A 16,750-nucleotide genomic window follows, 5' to 3' on the forward strand; every position below is an offset into this window, starting at 1 on the left:
CCCTCAGCCCAGAAAAGGAAGTTGAGGGACGGTCGGCACCACGATGACGGTCGGTCCATCAGCTGCCAGCGCCGCGGAGAATTCGCTGGCCAACGCGTCGGTATTGTCGACGGTCACGGCCCGGCAGCCGAATCCCTTTGCCAGATATTCGATGTCGAGGCCGGGCAGGTCGAGGCCCGGCACGCCCGGTGTCTTCTCCAGCAGCGCGAACGACTTGAGGATCGCGTACTCGCCGTTGCGCAGGACGACGTATACGACGGGCAGTTTGTGTTGCGCGGCGGTCCAGATCGCCTGAATCGAATACTGGAAGGAACCGTCACCAATGGTGGCGACGACGGTGCGCTTGACGCCGCGGGCGCGGTCGCCCAGCGCGACACCGACCGCGGCCGGTACCCCCCAACCGATTCCACCGCTGCCGGTCGCATAGAAGCCCGCGCTGCGCGTGGTGGGCAACCAGGTCTGCTGTTCGGCGATCGTCGACGTCGACTCCATCACCAGCGCCGAATCCTTGGGCTTGAGGGTGCTGAGCACCTCGTACACCGCGTTGGCGGTCATCGGCGCGGACGCCGGCACGTCGGATTTGCGTTCGTGAGTCAATGGCGGCGGTGCCTGCCGGTCGGCCGGTACCCGCACGGTCTCGGTCAGGTACGTCAAAGCCTGTCCCACGTCACCAACCAGACTGTCCCCGACCGGCGCCACCGCAGCGCGTTCCGAACTGGCGGTGATCTGTAGCAGTTCGGTGCCTTCGGGCAGGTACTCGCCGGCCACGTAGGGGTAATAGCGGAACACCTCCGCGCCGACCACGACCACCAGGTCGTAGCCGTGCAGCACCTGTTCCACCCCGGCGATGGTCATCGGCAGCATGCCGGCGTACAGCGGATGGTCCTCCGGAAACGAGATGCGGTCCGGCAGTGAGCTGCCGTAGACGGGCGCCTTCAGTTTCTCGGCGAAGGCGACGCCGGCATCCCAGGCGCCGGCACGGTCCACTTCCGGTCCCAGCACGAGGGCCGGACGCTGGGCATCGCTGATGCGTTCGGCGAATTGGCGCAGACGATCGGGGTCGGCGCTGGTCCGTTCGGCGACCGTGCGCACGACGGCGGGACCGAGCGCGGGCTTTTCCCAGTCGTCGAGGGGTATCGACAGGAAGACCGGGCCGGCGGGCGGTTGCAGGGCCGTCGCATAGGCGCGCATGAACGCAGCCGGGACATCCTCGGCCCGCGCCGGTTCGTATGCCCACTTCACCCACGGCCGCGGCAGCGTCGTTGCCTCTTTATTGGCCAGATACGGGTCACACAACAGCATTTCGCGCGTCTGCTGGCCGGCCGTGACGATGAGCGGGGTATTGGCGCGGTATGCCGCCACCAAACTACCGACGGCATTTCCGGTTCCCGCCGCCGTGTGCAGGTTGACCAGCGCCGGCCGGCCGGTGGCTTGGGCGAACCCGTCGGCGATGGTCAGCACCGACGCCTCCTGCAGCGCCAGGACATAGGTGAAGTCGTCCGGGAAGTCCCTCAAGAAGGACTGTTCGGTCGATCCGGGATTGCCGAACACCGTCGTCAGACCGAGCTTGCGGAGCAATTCGTAGGTGACTTCGTGGACATTGTTTACGTCGGTCATCGGAGCACACGGCCTTTCTCGTCGAGTGCGGAAGCGGCGGCCGCTCGCCTTCCACGGCGTCGAGTCAAGCACCGGTGACCAACTGCCGACCCCGGGTAAACCCCCGGTCTCCGGCGCGCCCCGGGGGCAGTTTCCTGCGAATATGTTTGCGTGCGCGACAATATTCGTGGGTTGCTGGGCCGGCGGCAGGAGCAGCAGCTACTGGCCGGCCTGCTGGGCGGCGCCCGCGAAGGTCACAGCGGCGTGCTCGTCGTGCGGGGTGAGCCTGGCATCGGCAAGACCGCACTGATCGACCACCTGCTTGAGCAGGCCTCGGATTTTCGCGTCATCCGCAGTAGTGGAGCCGAGTCCGAGATGGAGCTGGTTCACGCAGGGGTGCAACAAGTTTGCGCTCCACTACGAGAATTGCTGAGTCGGCTCCCCAAACCGCAGCGGCTTGCGCTGGAAGTCGCACTGGGAGTCAGCGAAGGCGACGGGGCACCGGATCGGCTGCTGGTCGGATTGGCTCTGCTCACCCTGCTGGCGGAAGTGGGGGCGAGCCGGCCGACGATCTGCGTCGTCGACGACGCACACTGGGTCGACCGCGCGTCGCTGCAGGCGATCGCCTTCGCGGCGCGACGGTTGCTGGCCGACCGCGTCGTCGTGATCTTTGCCGCGCGGACCCCGGTCGCCGAATTGGCCGATCTGCCGGAGATGGTCTTGGAAGGGCTGTCGGACAGTGACGCCCGGGCGCTGCTTGCGGCACTGCTGCCGGGCCGGATCTCTGACCGCATGCGCGACAGCATTGTCGCGGAATCGAGGGGCAACCCGCTGGCGTTGCTCGAACTGCACCGGTCCCTTGACCCGACCGATCTCGCCGGCGGTTACGGCCTGGCTCATGGGAAATCGATTCCCGGGCGCATCGAGCACAGCTTCATCGAGCAGTTCAACCAGCTGCCGGCACCTACCCGGATGCTGTGTCTCATCGCCGCCGCGGAACCGACCGGGCAACCGTCCTGGTTGTGGTCGGCGGCGGCTCGGCTGGGAATCGGTGTCGAGGCCGCGGCGCCAGCTGAAACAGCCGGCCTGTTATCGGTCGACGGCCGTATCCTGTTCCGCCACCCGCTGGTCCGCTCCGCGATCTACCGGCACGCGCCCCTTGCGGAACGGCGGCAAGCACACGAGGCCCTCGCCGTTGCAATCAGCGACGCCCCCGACCACCGGGCCTGGCACCGTGCGCATTCCATTGCGGCCCCCGACGACGCGGTTGCCAACGAACTCTTGGCCGTTGCCGAGCAAGCACGGGCTCGGGGCGGCATCGCGGCCGCCGCGGCGTTTCTGGCAGCGGCCGTCGACGCGACACCGGATCGTCCCCAGCGGGTGCAGCTGGCATTGCAAGCCGCGCAGGCCAAGCTTGACGCGGGATCGCTGGACGCCGCCGCACGGCTGTTGGATCTCGCGAGCGAAGTCTCCGACGACGAATCCATCAGTGTGCGAGCCGATTTGATCCGGGCGAAGCTGGCGTGGGCCGCACGCCGTGGACCCGATGCACCGCCGTTGTTGCTGGCGGCCGCGCAGCGGCTCGCCAGGATCGACCCCGCTTTGGCAAGGGACACCTATCTTGAGGCGTTGATGTCCACCCTGATCGTGGGCCGTTTCTTCGACCCGAAAAGTCCGCCGGAGCTCGTTGCCCGCGCCGCACGCCCAGTGCTGGGCACGAGCCGGCGCGACACGGTCGACCTGCTGATGGAAGGGCTGATCATCCGACTGACGGACGGCTATATTGCGGCAGCACCGCTGCTGCGAAACGCGATCGCGGAGTATGTACGGGAGACCCGGTCGGGCATGTCGGATCCGCGCTGGCACGACGTCACCAACCGCATCTGTCTGGACCTGTTCGAGCAGGACGCCTACGACTTCCTCACCAGCCAGCAGGTGGAGATGCAGCGCGCTACAGGCGAATTGACGCTCATCGCGTCGTCCCTGTCGACCTACGCCGGGCTCTGTGTGACGCGCGGTGACTTCGCCGCCGCGGAGGCGACGTTGCAGGAGGTGGAGATCCTTGCCACCGCGACTGGTACCCCGCCGCACCTGTCGATCGTGCCGTATTTGGCTGCCTACCGCGGGGAGGAGAAGCACTGTCTTGAATCTGCGAGGGTGATCATCGAGGGTGCCAGCGATCGCGGCGAAGGCACCGAAGTGTCGGTCACGCGCTATGCCGTGGCCGTCCTGCACAACGGTTTGTCGCAATACCCGAAGGCCTTGGCGGCGGCGCGCGCCGGGCTCGAACACGACGACGTCGGCATGTCGTCGTATCTGCTCACCGAGGCGGTGGAGGCGGCCGCCTATTGCGGTGAAACCGACTTGGCTAAGGAGCTTTTCGCCCGGATCAATGAACGCGCGCAGGCAAGTGGCGCCGAAACCGCGCTGGGCATCGCGGCGCGTTCGCGGGCACTTGTCGGTGTGGGCGCCGACCCGGGCGCGGACTATCAGGCAGCGGTGGAGCACCTGTCGCGCACCCCGGTGGTCGTCTATCAGGCGCGCACGCACCTGGTCTACGGGGAGTGGTTGCGGCGCGCGAATCGCCGCGCCGATGCCAGGACTCAGCTGCGGCGCGCTTACGACTTGTTCGCTCAGATGGGCGCGGCGGGCTTCGCCGCGCGGGCACGCCGCGAACTGCAAGCAGCCGGTGAAGCGGTGCACAAGCCGGTGAAGGGCACCGCGATCGGCCTCACCACGCAGGAACGGCAGATCACCCGACTGGCGCGGCAGGGCTGTACCAACTCCGAAATAGGTGCCCAGCTTTTCATCAGTCCGCGCACGGTGGAATGGCATCTGGGCCGCATCTTCGCGAAGCTGGGCGTCAGCTCGCGGCGCGAATTGCGAAACCTGGGCTTAGAAATGCTCGAGTGATGCTCGAGTGATGCTCAAGCAATGGCGTGACTAGGCCTCCACGCCGCTCGCTGTCTCACCGACATGGTGCCGCGGAAACGAGGAAACGATGGCGTCAACCGGGGACCGCCACGTCATGCCGAAGTCGCCCAGCGTGCGCGAATCGTCGGTCGGCGTGGCCGCGATCAACAGCAGCGCGGCCTCGTAGCTGAGCCCGTCACCCAGCGGCACGATCCCCGACAGCGCATCACCGACCCTGCTCAGGGCGCGAAACACCCGGTGGTCCAACGGGATTCGGATGGAACGGCGACCGGCCCCACGCTCGAGGGCGGTAATCATGTCGTCGAACGCGACGAGCTCCCCGCCGCACACATAGCGCCGCGGGCCACGTCCCGGACTCATGAGGGCGGCGTGTACATCGGCCACATCCCGGACATCGATCATCTGCATGCCGCCGCGCAACTTGGGCGCGATGCCGAGTCGCACGATCGGTGCCCAGCCGCGCTCGGTCACGCCCGGCGAGGTGTGGAAGGCCGGCCCCACAACGCTCGACGGATAGGTGATCACGACGGGCGCACCCTCATCCTGCAGCTTGCGGGCTGCCCGATCGGCATAGCCCTTGGTCTGCGCGTACGGGCTGCGACCCGGTGCGGTCGGGGTATCGGGGCCGATGATGCCGTCCGGCGGCGGAAACAGGGCGCTGTAGCTGCTCACCATCACAACTGGATCCAGACCCGTCCGCACCGCGTGCCCTAGCAGCGACTCTGTTGCGTAGGCGTTGACTTCCCACATCAGTGCCGCGCGACGGTTGTCGGTCCCGACGACGCCGGCGGCGTGCAGGACCGCGTCGCAGCCGTCCAGCAGCGTCTCGATTATGCGCTGCTGCCGGATGTCGCCCTGGTGTATTTCGACCTCGCCGAGTTCGGAAAGCTTGCGCACCACCGGGGCGTCCGCCGCCCCGGGCTCGACGAGTAGGCGGATGCGGTGGCCCTGGGCGAGCAGGGCTCGGACGCAATGCGCTCCCAGGTATCCGGTCCCGCCGGTGACGCCGATCAGCATGGTTCTCCCTCATCTTGGCTCGTCGGGGCGACGGCCGACGGTTCCATATTACGATGCCAGTGGCATCGAAAACTAGGGGCACCGCGGGGGTTTGCTGATTACGCTGTTAGCAGTCCTATTGGGGAGCGTCGCGTGATCACTTTGGACCGCCTGGTCAATGTGCTGGGCAGCTACGGGGTTCGGCTGCGCTCGGCGACGGTTCCGCGGTCGACCGAACTGGGCAGCGTCGTAATCCACGAGGCAGACCAGAACGGTCCCGTGCTGGGCGATGTCCTGCTGGCCATCGACGCCGGCTCACACGAGGAAGCGCTGCAATGGGCGGCGTCGGCGCATGCCGTGGTGGTGTTGGTGCGCGCGAGCGCCGTACCCGCGAAGCCGGACGACGACGCGCGGGTCGGCGCGGTGCTGGTGGTCGACGACGCGCTGTCGTGGAGCGAGCTGGCGGCGGTCGTCTACGGGCTGGTGCTCGAGGGCCGCGAAACCGCGGCGGGCCGCGGTCCGACCGATCTGTTCGCACTTACCGACAGCCTGGCCGATGCCATCGGGAGCGCCGTGGTCATTCACGATCGCCTGATGCAGGTGCTGGCCTATTCGCGGCTGCAGGAGCACGCCGATCCGGCCCGGGTGGAGACCATCCTGCTGCGGCAGACACCCGAGCGCCTGCGCAAGTTCTTCGAAGCCGACGGCGTATTCGCCCACTTGGAAGTCTCCGATGACCCGCTGTTCGTCCCGCAGGACGCCGAACACGGCTTGACCGGCCGGATGGTGGTGGCGGTGCGCTCGGGACGCGAACTCATGGGCTCGGTGTGGGTGGCGTGTTCGGCGCCGCTGGACGGTGCCGCGCGCGCCGCGCTGGCCGACGGCGCGCACACCGTCGCCCTGCATCTGCTGCGGTCGCGGGCGAGCGCGGACCTCGAACGCCAGGTCGAATCCGATCTGGTCATCCGGTTGTTGGAGGGCAGCGCCGACGCCGCCACGGTCAGCACCAGGCTGGGCCTGCCGCCGGACCCGCTGCGGGTGATCGCGTTGCAGGCCTCCATCGCCCGGGAACGGGATGCCGCACTGCTGCTGGCATTCGAGCGCGCCACCGCCGGGTTCGGCTGGTCGCGACCCGGCCGCAGCGCCCTGGTGGCGAAGACGGTGTACACGCTGCTCCCCGGTGGCGAGGCCGCGACGGCGCGTCGCTGGGTCACCGGCTTGCGCGCCGCCCTGCCGGAGGGGGCGTCGGTGGTGGCGGGCATCAGCGGAGCGGTCGAGGTGTCCGACCTGCCCACCGCGCGCCAAGAGGCCGACGAGTGCTTGGCGCTACATGAGGCGTCGCCGACGGCCGCCACGCCGGTGTACGACGAGTCATGGGACGACATCCTTCTTCAGCGGTTGCGGACGGCAGCGCGGTCGGGTCGGTCCCCGGACCGCGGACCGGTGGCCGAACTGCGCCGCCACGACACCGCGAACGGGACCGAGTACGTGGCCACGCTGCGGGCTTGGCTGGAGGCGCAGGGCGATCCCGCGGAGGCCGGCCAGCGGCTGGGCGTGCACGAGAACACCGTGCGGTACCGGATGCGCAAGATGGCCGAGATCACCAATCTGGCGCTGGACGACGCCAAGAAACGGTTGGCCATGATGATCCAGCTCGCGGCCGGCGACAGCGACTGATCGTCCTGTCGCAACGGGACAATGCGCGGGTGCGGGATTGTCCGCTTCCGTCAACGCGGGGGGCTGTCGGCCGCATCACCATGGAGGTGTCGAACAGAGCAGGACGCCCGACGCGCCTGCCCGATAGGAGCACCGATGCCTACCCCGCAACCCGATCAGCGACGGCGTGACCGCCGCCGCTCGGACGAGGGTGCCGACATGGAGACTTTCACCCTGGGTCTGCCGAGGTGGCTTCGGGTGCTGTTCGGCCGCAATCCTCTGATCCGCCGCAGCGACCGAATCGAAGCGCTGGTCCTGGCGTTGGCGGTCGCGGTGGCGCTGCTGGCGGCACCCATTGCGGCCGCCGTCGGCACGGCGATCCACGACTCGCGCGCCCGCTCCTACGCCGAGCAGGCACAGAGTCGTATCGCGGTCGACGCGACCGTCCTCGACCGCCCGGCTCGCAGCGACAGCACCTGGGTGCAGGCCCGATGGTTCGCTGCCGGGGTCGAGCACACCGGTCTGGTCCAGTCGGAATCGGCGCCGAAGCCCGGCGCGGTGATCGACATACCGGTGAACCCGGACGGCTCCTACGCCGGGCCGCCGCACATGTCCGCGGCCAGGGAGGCGGTGCTGGTGGCCCTGGCGATCTGGTTGAACGTGGCCGTCGCCGCGGCGGCCCTCGTCGCAGGCACCCGGGCGGCGTGCAACCGGGCCCGCGATGCCGATTGGCGGCCCGAGCTGCTGACCAACGAGGGCAACGAACACCCCAGCCGGCCGTAACGAACTCTGCCCCGGAGGGGGCCTCCCAGTCGTCAGGGGCGGTTGCTGTCTCCCCGCCCGCCCCTGGCGACGACCACTTGAATAGGAAAGGGCATGTAGTGACGGTGCAACGCAAGGCGCAGCGGGTGTGGATCTCGAAGCAGGCTCACGACCGGTTGCAGCGAGAGTTGGCGACGTTGCGTCGACGGTGTCTCTCCGCGATCGACAGCGGTGACGAGGACCGCGCCGACGACATCCACCGCTGGCAGTCAAGGATCCAGGAAATCCACGATCTGCTGGTCGACGTGACCGTCGGCCAGGACCCGCCGGATGACGGGATCGCGGAGCCGGGAATGGTTTTGACCATCCGTTACGACGACACCGGGGAGGTCGAGACCTTCCTGCTAGGTCTGCGCGGAGCCGAGCCCGGCGACCTCGAGGTCTACTCGGTCCATTCCCCGCTGGGCGCCGCATTGGAAGGAGCGCGCCCCGGCGAGCGGCGAACCTACGCGATGCCCAACGGTGCTCAGCTCACGGTCACACTGCTGCGAGCGGTCCCTTACGGGATGCACACGGGCGCGGCGTGATTCACGCGGCACGCTGGTATTCGACCGGACTCCGGTGCGTCACCGCGCGAAGCGGCTCCCACCGGAACATCCCGGCGCCCTGCGCATAGGAAAGGTGCCCACCGAGTGCGCCGCCCACACTGATCGCCGTGAGGCCGGCGAGGGTGTACGCCCGCGCCGCCCGGAGTCGATTTTTGCGGTACGCCCGATAGGACAGAGAGAACATCACAACGCCGGCGAAATTGGAGAGCGCGTGCACAAGCCCTACCCGCTGCTGTCGCCGGCCGAGCAGCGCGTAATCTGCCCAGCCGGCCAGCAGCGTGGGTGGCGTGGCGGCCAGACCGACGGCAATGAGTCGGCGGGCGGTGGTGACGTCTTTGAAGATGACGTCGAACACCGCCGACGTCATCCAGGTGCCCACCGGAATCGTGATGAGCAGCGGGTGGACGGGGTGGCCGAGCCAGGATCCGCGCAGGAGCCTGGCCAGGCCACCACGGCCGACCACTCGTCCGGCGACACGAGCGGCGACCGCTGCGGGTTCGTCGAGTACCTCGAGTTCCTCGACGCTGCCCAAGACGTGATGCAGGTTCATTGCGCCTGACTACCCCGTTGCGCGGCGTCGAACCGCGCAACCGAGCTTTACGTCAGGACCGCCGACAGGTAACCCGACGCCTTGCCGAACGCGGTCAGCTCGTCGTCGGGAAGCGCGAATCCATGTGCGGCGTAGGCCTCTTCGGTGTTCCTGACTTCCGGCCGCCAGCCGAGCGCGGTCAGGTATTCGGCAGCGCTGTTGCGTTCCCCGGTGTAGAACAATTCCGCCAGGTTGATGTTGGAGCCGATGCGGCGCGAGCGCTCGGTCAGTTTTTCCGCCCAGTCGGACGGGATGTTGCGCATGTCCATGTGTTCGGTAGCGATCCTGCTGCCGGGTGCCGACAGGGCGGAGATGTTGTCGAACAACCGGTCCTGCGCCTCGGGCGGCAGGTAGACCAGCAGGCCTTCGGCGATCCAGGCCGTCGGTAGCCGCGCATCGAATCCCGCCGCTTGCAGGGCTGACGGCCAGTCGTCGCGCAGGTCGATCGCCACCGTGCGACGCTGAGCGGCGGGCTCGGCGCCCAGGTCCGCCAGCGTGCGCGTCTTGAATTCGATGACCTCGGGCTGGTCGATCTCGTAGACGACCGTGCCCGCCGGCCACGGCAGCCGGTAAGCCCGCGTGTCCAGCCCCGAGGCCAGGATCACCACCTGCCGAACGCCAGACCCGGTCGCCTCGACAAAGAAGTCGTCGAAGAATCGGGTGCGCACGGTGATCTGCTCCTTCATCGCTTGGCGGGTCACCAGGGGATCGTCGATGTCCCCGAGGTCGCCGTCGAGCAGCTTGACGAAGGTATCGATGCCGACCGCCCGAACGAGCGGGGCCGCCCACGGATCGTCGAGCAGCGCCTCGGGCCCTTCCGAAGCAATCGCGCGCGAGGTGGCGACGGCCGTGGCGGTCGCTCCCACGCTCGAAGCCAGATCCCAGGTGTCGTTGTCGGTCCGAGCCACGCCCGTCTCCTCCCAGCGGATCCCGCCGCATAGTTAGCGTATATAACTTCTCGATCCACTGTACGCGGCAACCGGTGGATGCTTTCGAGCGTCGCGATGGCCAGGATCGTGTGTCCACGGCTCGGTGCACCCGGCCGGCTGGATATTGAACCAAATATATGTTCCGGCTAGGGTTCGTCCGAACCGAGCGAAGGGGAAGCCATGGCGCGTGGGCGTTTCAAAGCGCGTCCCATTGCGATGACCAACGGGGCGCTCCGGCTCGGCATGATGGTCTTGCCGCGGATTCCGGCTCCGGCGAAGCGCCTGCTTGCCGGCGGTCGGCGGATCACGGTCGACGGCAACACCCTGGATGCGACGGCACAGCTGATACTTGCCGCACAACGAGTTTCGCGTACCGGTGGTCTCGGGGCCTCCGGCGACCCGGAGATCGCCCGCGCGCTGATGCGCGATTCGCACGTGGCGATGGCTCCCAGAATCCCGGTGCCGACGAAAGACCTCACCATCCCTGGACCCGCCGGCGCGCTGCGGACGAGGCACTACCGGGCGACCGGCGCGACACCGGCGCCGCTGCTCGTCTTCTTTCACGGCGGCGGGTTTGTCGTCGGCGACATCGAATCTCACGACGGGCTGTGCCGAATGATCTGCCGGGACGCCGCGGTCCAGGTGTTGTCGGTCGAATACCGATTGGCGCCCGAACACAAGGCCCCCGCTGCCGTCGAGGACTGCGTCGCGGCGTATCGATGGGCGCTCCAACACGCCGCGGAGATGGGCGCGGATCCATCTCGGGTCGGCGTCGGCGGTGACAGTGCCGGCGGGACCTTGGCGGCGCTCGTCACGCTGCACTGCCGCGACGACGGCATCCCCCAGCCGGCGCTGCAGGTACTGCTCTACCCCGCACTCGATCTTGCCGGTCAAACCCGATCGCGGGCGCTGTTCTCGGACGGGTTTTTCATCTCCAGGTCCGAGATCGACTGGTTCACCGAATCGTTTCTCGGCGGCACCGACATCGCGGCCGACGATCCGCGGATGTCGCCGCTGCGAGCCGATCTGACGGGACTGGCGCCCGCCCTGGTGTTCACCGGTGGATTCGACCCGCTGCGCGACGAGGGCAACGAGTATGCCGCCGCCCTGCGTCGGGCGGGAGTCGCCGTGCACCACCAGCAGTTCGACACGCTCCCGCACGGTTTTGCCAGTCTCGCCCCGATGGGAGGTGGCAGCGCCGATGCGATAGCTTCGGCGATCTCGGCAATTCGGACCCACTTCGGCCACTATGGAGCAACTTGATGGCATCACTAGAAGGCAAGGTCGCGTTCGTGACCGGAGCGTCGTCGGGCCTGGGTGCGGCGACCGCGCGACTATTTTCCCGCAGCGGCGCAACGGTTTTCGGTATCGCACGAGACACCGGTCGGCTGGCCGAGGTGTTCGCCAACATCGAGCGCGGCGCATATGCCGCGACCGACGTGGCCTCGGCGCAGGCCTGCCGGGGCGCGATAACGCAGTGCGTCGAACGGTTCGGCGGGCTCGATGTGCTGATCAACATCGCGGGCCGCCACCAGATGCGCCGGACCGAGCACATGACTGACGACGACTGGGCCGAAGACCTCGCGGTCAACCTGAACGGCCCGTTCTTTCTGTGTCGCGCCGCACTTCCCCATCTACTCGCCCGCGGCGGCAACATCGTCAACGTCGCCTCCATCGCCGGGGTCGAGGGCCAGGCGTATTCGGCCGGTTACTGCTCGGCCAAGCACGGCTTGGTTGGGCTGACCCGCGCGCTGGCGGTCGAGTACACCGCGGATCGGTTGCGGGTCAACGCCGTATGCCCCGGGGGCATGCTCACCCCGCAGATCGAGCAATTCACCGCCCCGGAGAATCCGAACTACGACCTGATCCTGCGCTCGGCAGCACCGCGCGGAATGATGCAGCCACACGAAGTCGCCAGTGTCATCGCGTTTCTCGCCAGCGACGACGCCGCGGCCGTCCACGGCGCCGTGTACCGGGTGGACAACGGCAAGGGTGCCGGCTGATGGCCGAGGCCTGATTCATTGCCGGTAGAAGACGTCGCCCTCAACGGTGATTGTCGACTGGTTCACCCAAAGCACATTGAAATAGACCGGCGCAGGCCGACGGGTCTGGCTGCTGATGATTGTCAGGATGCCGCCGTTGGACGACGCGTTCCAGCTGCATGGCCCCGAGGTCGTCGGTATCCCAGCGCCATTAGCCAATGAGCAACCGCTCTGGCTCACCAGCAGCTGTTCGGATCCGTTGCCCGTGATCCAGAAGCCCACCGGGGCTGCCGCGCCGCCGGCGTGGGCGGTGCCGGTTGCGGCCGCAAGCAGACCCGTGGCCAAAGCCGTTGCCGCCAGCCACTTCCTGGCCCGCATACCCCACTCGCGCATGATCGTCTCCTTCGATGTTGGACACGATCAGACTCGGCGATGCCGCTCAACGGATTCTTGCGGTTTCCTTGATGGTTTCCCGGGCAGTCGTCAGCTGCGGCAGCAGGTATTCCAGCTGTCCCACCTCTTCGATGTTGTGCTTGACCCAGGCGCGCAACATCTCGTCGGGGAAACGCCGCTGGACCATGCGGTTGATCGGCGCGAACAGCGGCGTGCGCGCCCCGGCGTCGAGCACCGTCACGTAGTGTGCGCCGTCCGATCCGGCCGACCAGGTGTGCTCGAGCTGGAAGACGATGACGCCGGCGATCCGCGTCACCAGCCGAATGCCGGTCTCGTCCAGCTTCTCCACGCGGTCGACGACGTCCACCCGGAACTCCGGCCGCGCGCCGAAGGCCTCCACGATGCGGAACCGCGCACCCTCGGCGGCGCCGCCACCGGGGGCCGGACGGGCCAGTTCCCAACGGATGTGATCGATCGGATGCCACGCGAGATAGCGGTCGATGGTCTGGCCGCCATATTCCATCGTGCCCCCGAGATTGGTGAACCAGTCCAGCAGCATCGCCGGGGTGACACCCGTCAGCACCCGATGGTCGATGGTGACGCGGCGACGGCGATGCGGGGCTCGGGTGAAGCGCACTGTCGCGCTGTCGACCGGTCGCAGCGGATAGAGAACGGGACGACCCTGCATGACAGCCTCCAAGATACGGTAACGTTTCTTGCGCCGAGGTTAGGCCGGTGTGGCAAGAAACGCAAGCGTTTCTTGAAAGGGGTTGGGAATGGCGCGGCGGTACGGCGCGGAACTCGACGCCGCGATCAGGGACGCGGTGCTGGAGCTGGTCGGCCAGAATGGGCTGACCGGGGTCACCATGGAGGCCGTTGCCAGCGCCGCAGGCACCAGCAAGGCGGTGCTCTACCGGCGCTGGCCCGACAGCAGGGCGCTGCTGCGCGACACGCTGCTGCGGACCGCGGTCGCCGCGATCCCGCACGACGACACGGGCAGTTACCGCGAAGACATGCTGGCTATCCTGCGCGGCTGGTCCGAGCTGTTCACCGGTCCGCAGGCGCCCGTCGTTCGGGCCGGGATCGCTGCGGCCGCAACCGATCCCGAGCTGGCGACGGCCTTCCGCACCGGTGTGATCGGCTGGCGCAAGAAGGAGATGGCCGACCTGCTGGCCCGGGGAATCGCCCGCGGCGATGTGCGGGCGGACGTTCCGGTCGAGATCGCGCGCGAGTTGGGTCAGAGTGTGCTCTGGCACCGCCTGTTGGTGACCGGCGACCCGATCAGCGACGAGCTGATCGTGCAACTCGTCGACGAGGTGCTGGTCCCGTTTGTGGCGCCGCGACCGTCCCGCCATGCTGAAATGTGATCGGTCGCAACCGTCACGGGATTTGAGGTCGCCATGCCTGATAGCCGCATCGTGGTCCGTGGTGGCCAGATAGTCAGCATGGACCCCGAGGTGGGAGTCCTGCCCCGCGGCGACGTGCTGATCGAAGACGGACGGATCGCGGCGGTCGGTCCCTCGTTGCCCGCCATCGACGCCGAGGAGATCGACGCCCGCGGCCACATCGTCGCTCCGGGACTCGTCGACACCCACCGCCACACCTGGCAGACGCAGATGCGCGCGATCTGCGCCGACTGGACGCTGCTGGACTACTTTTTCGGCATCCGCTTGAGCGTCTCGCCGGCTTACACCGCCGACGATGTGTACCTCGGTAATCGCCTCGGGGCACTGGAAGCGCTCAACGCCGGCGTCACCACCATCCTGGACTTCTCCCACTGCAACAACACTCCAGAGCACAGTGACGCGGCGGTGAAAGGACTGCGCGACAGCGGCATTCGCGGGGTTTTCGCCTACGGCTTCTTCGACTCCAGCCCGCTGGCGCCGCAGCATTTCACCGAGCACGACCAGCGCCGCGCGGACTTCGAGCGCGTCGCGGCGACGCATTTCCGGAGCGCTGACGATCTGCTGACCCTCGGCGTGGCGCTGACCGAGGTGGGACTGATCCCGTTGCGGCACACCAGAGCCGAGATCGAGACCGCGCGTGCGCACGATGCCCTCGTCGTCTGCCACACCGGGTCGGTATGGTCCATGCCCACCGGGGTCGCCGAACTCGACGCTGCGGGGCTGCTCGGTCCCGAGCAGATCCATGTGCACTGCAACGCGTTGAGCGACACCGAATGGGACGTGCTGGCTCGGGCGAAGGCCAAGCTGTCCATCTCGCCGGAGACGGAACTGAACATGGGGATGGGGCGCTTGGTATTTCGGGCCGCCGAGCAGCGCGGGATCAAGCCCACCTTGTCCGCCGACGTCATGTCGCTGAACTCCGGTGACCTGTTCCACCAGTTGCGGATGGCGCTGGCATTCAAGCGCTGGGCGGACAGCGAAGACGTCAATCTCGCCGGAGGCGACCCACAGCAGGTGTCGACCACCGTGTCGCAGGCGCTGGAATGGGTCACGGTGAATCCGGCCGAGGCGATGCGCCTGCACGAGCGGGTGGGCAGCATCACCGTCGGCAAGCGCGCCGACCTGATCCTGGTGGGCGGTCCGGGGATCAGCCAGCATCCGCACCTCGATCCCGTTGGCACGCTGGTATTTCAGACCGGCCCCGGCGATGTCCGGACGGTGCTGGTGGATGGCAAGGTGGTCAAGCGCGACGGCGTGCTGCAGGGTGTAGACCTCGCCGAACTCACCGCTCGCGCGGAGGCTTCGGCGCAGGCTGTGCTTCAGCGCATCCGTGATCGGGGTGCTCAGTTGCCGGGTACCGACCCGGCCATGCTGGAACTGCTGCTGGCATTGTCGACCGCGAATCTTGCTGACGCCTGAGGGATTACCGCGCCGAAAATCGGTTGAACCTCACGGCATCGGATGCGATCGTGGTCGGTTGCTCTGCCAAACCGACCGACGAGAAAGCGATGACACTCACCGACCGCCCACTGACCGATCTGACTGCCGGCGTGACCGACGGTGATCGAACGCGCCGCCACCGCATCGAGGACCTCGGCGCGTGGCTCGATGGCCTCGATTACGGGGTACGGCCCGCGCTACGTGCCCTCGGTGAACTCTTGGTCGGTGTGGCCGAACGCGAAAGCGCGGAAAGCGCAGAGCGTTTCACCGCCCGTTGCCTCGGTGTACCGGACTGTGGCCACCTCGTCGACGAACAGCGCGAGCTCAATCCGGTGTCGCGGCTGACCACGGCGCTGGCCCTGGCGGAGTTGATCGACGCACATGCCGACGTGTGCGAAACCGGCCCCGGCGAGTGCGCCTATCCGCCGAAGTGGACCCAGACCGAAATCGGCGACCAGCGGTACCGGCACCCGCTGTGCTTGCGTGTGCATTTTCCCGTCGGCACGCTGCTTGCGGACGCGGGCTGCGTCATCCACATCGAGGCGCGCGATTCGATCATGCACTCGGCCGAGGTGTCCGCCTACGTGACACCGGACAACCAGGCGCACGCCCGCGTCGTCCTGGACCGACTCGCCGAACGCGCCAACGAACTCAACCCCTACCGGGGCCGGGCGGTGCGGGCCAGCAACCATCACGGACTGAACCTCACCGTTATCGACCTGCCGTCAGCGGCGACCCGGAACACCGTGATCGTGCCCGACGCGGTGTGGACGGAAGTCGATTTAGGCATCACGGCGGTGCGTGACCGGCACCGCATTCTCAACGCGCACGGCCTCGGTGCGCGCCGTGGGGTGCTGCTGTGCGGGCCGCCCGGCACCGGCAAGTCGGCAGTCAGTGCCGTCGTCGCTCGCGAGGTGGTCGGGGAATTCACCGTCATCTATGTCGAGGCCAAGGCCGGTGAGGACTTGCTGACCGCCGTCGTCGAAGAGGCTCAGCGCCTCGGCGGTCCCGTGCTCATCGTGCTCGAGGACGTCGATCTGTGGTGTCGCGCCCGCGCCGCCGGTGATCGCGGACTCTCGGAATTGTTGCAGGCCATGGACATTGACGCCGATGCCCGCATCCTGACGTTGGCATCCACCAACGACGCCGCAACGCTGGACAAAGCGGCGATCCGCACCGGCCGCTTCGATTCGGTCGTCGAGGTGGGCTACCCCGCCGCGGCCGAGGCGGTCCGCATCCTGGCGGCGCTGATCCGCGACATTCCGGGCGGTCCGGCGGTCGACACCGAGGCGGTGGTGGCGGCGTTGCCGGAGCGGACCACAGGCAGCGACATCCGCGAGGTCGTTCGGCGCGGGGTGCTGGCCGGCGAGGAGGGGAAGATCAGCACGTCGGTACTGCTTGCCGAGGTGGGCGCCGGCAGGTACCGGGCGTCGGTCCCGGCCGGGATGTACCTCTGATG

The 16,750-nt window shown here is 67.8% G+C and carries 15 protein-coding genes; 9 read left to right on the forward strand and 6 right to left on the reverse strand.

Features of this window, described 5'->3' with window-relative positions:
- Positions 1-3 precede the first annotated feature (3 nt).
- A complete protein-coding gene (gene mdlC, locus A5645_RS17730; RefSeq protein ID WP_065130484.1) occupies positions 4-1,617 on the reverse strand; it encodes a benzoylformate decarboxylase in 1,614 nt (537 codons plus the stop codon).
- Between the two features lie 150 nt (positions 1,618-1,767).
- On the opposite strand from mdlC, the gene A5645_RS17735 reads away from it, so the two are divergent.
- Positions 1,768-4,509, forward strand: coding sequence for a helix-turn-helix transcriptional regulator (locus A5645_RS17735; RefSeq protein ID WP_081288413.1), 2,742 nt, complete (start codon positions 1,768-1,770; stop codon positions 4,507-4,509).
- Between the two features lie 30 nt (positions 4,510-4,539).
- Here A5645_RS17735 and A5645_RS17740 read toward each other — a convergent pair whose 3' ends face one another.
- The gene (locus tag A5645_RS17740) at positions 4,540-5,547 is read right to left on the reverse strand and encodes an NAD-dependent epimerase/dehydratase family protein (RefSeq protein WP_065130485.1); all 1,008 of its coding nucleotides are present in this window, start codon (positions 5,545-5,547) and stop codon (positions 4,540-4,542) included.
- 132 nt (positions 5,548-5,679) lie between these two features.
- Between A5645_RS17740 and A5645_RS17745 the strand changes: the two genes are divergently transcribed.
- The 3 genes from A5645_RS17745 to A5645_RS17755 all read left to right on the forward strand — a co-directional run bounded on the left by A5645_RS17745 (position 5,680) and on the right by A5645_RS17755 (position 8,531).
- Complete coding sequence (locus A5645_RS17745) at positions 5,680-7,203, forward strand: PucR family transcriptional regulator (RefSeq protein WP_065130486.1); 1,524 nt, start codon at positions 5,680-5,682, stop codon at positions 7,201-7,203.
- A gap of 135 nt (positions 7,204-7,338) precedes the next feature.
- Complete coding sequence (locus A5645_RS17750) at positions 7,339-7,965, forward strand: Rv1733c family protein (RefSeq protein ID WP_065130487.1); 627 nt, start codon at positions 7,339-7,341, stop codon at positions 7,963-7,965.
- A gap of 104 nt (positions 7,966-8,069) precedes the next feature.
- Complete coding sequence (locus tag A5645_RS17755; RefSeq protein WP_065033653.1) at positions 8,070-8,531, forward strand: GreA/GreB family elongation factor; 462 nt, start codon at positions 8,070-8,072, stop codon at positions 8,529-8,531.
- 1 nt (position 8,532) lies between these two features.
- On the opposite strand, the gene A5645_RS17760 is transcribed toward A5645_RS17755, so the two are convergent.
- Positions 8,533-9,102, reverse strand: coding sequence for a DUF2231 domain-containing protein (locus A5645_RS17760; protein ID WP_065033634.1), 570 nt, complete (start codon positions 9,100-9,102; stop codon positions 8,533-8,535).
- A 47-nt stretch (positions 9,103-9,149) separates the two neighbouring features.
- Positions 9,150-10,049: a class I SAM-dependent methyltransferase gene (locus tag A5645_RS17765; protein WP_065130488.1), complete on the reverse strand. Its 900-nt coding sequence runs from the start codon at positions 10,047-10,049 to the stop codon at positions 9,150-9,152.
- A gap of 201 nt (positions 10,050-10,250) precedes the next feature.
- Here A5645_RS17765 and A5645_RS17770 point away from each other — a divergent pair, with 201 nt between their 5' ends.
- Both A5645_RS17770 and A5645_RS17775 read left to right on the forward strand, forming a co-directional pair.
- On the forward strand, positions 10,251-11,333 hold the full coding sequence (locus tag A5645_RS17770) for an alpha/beta hydrolase (protein WP_081288414.1): 1,083 nt from the start codon (positions 10,251-10,253) through the stop codon (positions 11,331-11,333).
- Positions 11,333-12,073, forward strand: coding sequence for an SDR family NAD(P)-dependent oxidoreductase (locus A5645_RS17775; RefSeq protein WP_065130489.1), 741 nt, complete (start codon positions 11,333-11,335; stop codon positions 12,071-12,073). Before A5645_RS17770 ends, A5645_RS17775 begins: the two co-directional genes overlap by 1 nt.
- 15 nt (positions 12,074-12,088) lie before the next feature.
- Here the strand turns inward: A5645_RS17775 and A5645_RS17780 are convergent, their stop codons facing one another.
- Positions 12,089-12,445 carry a hypothetical protein gene (locus A5645_RS17780; RefSeq protein ID WP_155768056.1) on the reverse strand — a complete coding sequence of 119 codons (357 nt, stop codon included), beginning with the start codon at positions 12,443-12,445 and terminating at the stop codon, positions 12,089-12,091.
- A gap of 46 nt (positions 12,446-12,491) precedes the next feature.
- Positions 12,492-13,133 carry a hypothetical protein gene (locus A5645_RS17785; protein ID WP_065130490.1) on the reverse strand — a complete coding sequence of 214 codons (642 nt, stop codon included), beginning with the start codon at positions 13,131-13,133 and terminating at the stop codon, positions 12,492-12,494.
- Positions 13,134-13,221: 88 nt separating this feature from the next.
- On the opposite strand from A5645_RS17785, the gene A5645_RS17790 reads away from it, so the two are divergent.
- The 3 genes from A5645_RS17790 (at position 13,222) to A5645_RS17800 (ending at position 16,748) form a co-directional block, all read left to right on the forward strand.
- Entirely contained in the window at positions 13,222-13,812 is a 591-nt protein-coding gene (locus tag A5645_RS17790) for a TetR/AcrR family transcriptional regulator (protein WP_065130491.1), read from the forward strand.
- A 33-nt stretch (positions 13,813-13,845) separates the two neighbouring features.
- Positions 13,846-15,270 (forward strand): amidohydrolase family protein, encoded by a 1,425-nt coding sequence (locus tag A5645_RS17795; RefSeq protein WP_065130492.1) that lies wholly within the window; start codon positions 13,846-13,848, stop codon positions 15,268-15,270.
- An 89-nt stretch (positions 15,271-15,359) separates the two neighbouring features.
- Positions 15,360-16,748 (forward strand): ATP-binding protein, encoded by a 1,389-nt coding sequence (locus A5645_RS17800; RefSeq protein WP_065130534.1) that lies wholly within the window; start codon positions 15,360-15,362, stop codon positions 16,746-16,748.
- Positions 16,749-16,750 lie beyond the last annotated feature (2 nt).

This window comes from Mycobacterium asiaticum (assembly GCF_001673635.1).
GTDB classification, from domain to species: Bacteria; Actinomycetota; Actinomycetes; order Mycobacteriales; family Mycobacteriaceae; genus Mycobacterium; species Mycobacterium asiaticum_C.